This is a genomic window from Anaerococcus sp. mt242 (assembly GCF_016798225.1).
In the GTDB taxonomy this organism is placed as follows: Bacteria; Bacillota; Clostridia; order Tissierellales; family Peptoniphilaceae; genus Anaerococcus.
Window position 1 is genome coordinate 1 of the sequence record NZ_JAEUYX010000040.1, and the last position, 1219, is coordinate 1219.

At 49.8% G+C, this 1219-nt stretch carries 1 rRNA gene; it reads right to left on the reverse strand.

From position 1 onward, the window contains the following. Window positions 1–1219: ribosomal RNA gene (locus JNO63_RS08585) — 16S ribosomal RNA — on the reverse strand; the annotation flags it as partial.

A 1219-nucleotide genomic window follows, 5' to 3' on the forward strand; every position in this document is an offset into this window, starting at 1 on the left:
GGTTAGCTCACAGGCTTCGGGTATTGCCAACTTCCATGGTGTGACGGGCGGTGTGTACAAGACCCGGGAACGCATTCACCGTGGCATTCTGATCCACGATTACTAGCAACTCCAACTTCATGCACTCGAGTTGCAGAGTGCAATCCGAACTGGGACAGGCTTTTTGAGTTTTGCATCAGATCACTCTGTAGCTTCCCTCTGTACCTGCCATTGTAGCACGTGTGTAGCCCAAGTCATAAAGGGCATGATGATTTGACGTCATCCCCACCTTCCTCCGGTTTGTCACCGGCAGTATTGCTAGAGTCCCCAACTTAATGATGGTAACTAGCAAAAGGGGTTGCGCTCGTTATGGGACTTAACCCAACATCTCACGACACGAGCTGACGACAACCATGCACCACCTGTATTACAGTCATCCGAAGATGTAAGGATCTATCTCTAGATGCCCTCCGTAATATGTCAAGACTTGGTAAGGTTCTTCGCGTTGCTTCGAATTAAACCACATGCTCCGCTGCTTGTGCGGGTCCCCGTCAATTCCTTTGAGTTTCACACTTGCGTGCGTACTCCCCAGGCGGAGTGTTTAATGCGTTAGCTGCGGCACCCAGATTTACTCCAGACACCTAACACTCATCGTTTACGGCGTGGACTACCAGGGTATCTAATCCTGTTTGCTACCCACGCTTTCGTACCTCAGCGTCAGTTAATGGCCAGAAAGTCGCCTTCGCCACCGGTATTCCTCCTAATATCTGCGCATTCCACCGCTACACTAGGAATTCCACTTTCCCTTCCATTACTCAAGGTTCCCAGTTTTAGAAGCTTACTATAGTTGAGCTATAGCCTTTGACTTCTAACTTAAAAACCCGCCTACGTACCCTTTACGCCCAATGATTCCGGACAACGCTCGGTCCTTACGTATTACCGCGGCTGCTGGCACGTAATTAGCCGGACCTTATTCGTATAGTACTGTCATTTTCTTCCTATACAAAAGATTTTTACAACCCGAAGGCCTTCTAAATCACGCGGCGTCGCTGCATCAGGGTTTCCCCCATTGTGCAAAATTCCCCACTGCTGCCTCCCGTAGGAGTCTGGGCCGTGTCTCAGTCCCAATGTGGCCGTACACTCTCTCAAGCCGGCTACTGATCGTTGCCTTGGTGAGCTTTTATCTCACCAACTAGCTAATCAGACGCAAGTCCATCTTACACCGCTAAGCACTTTGACT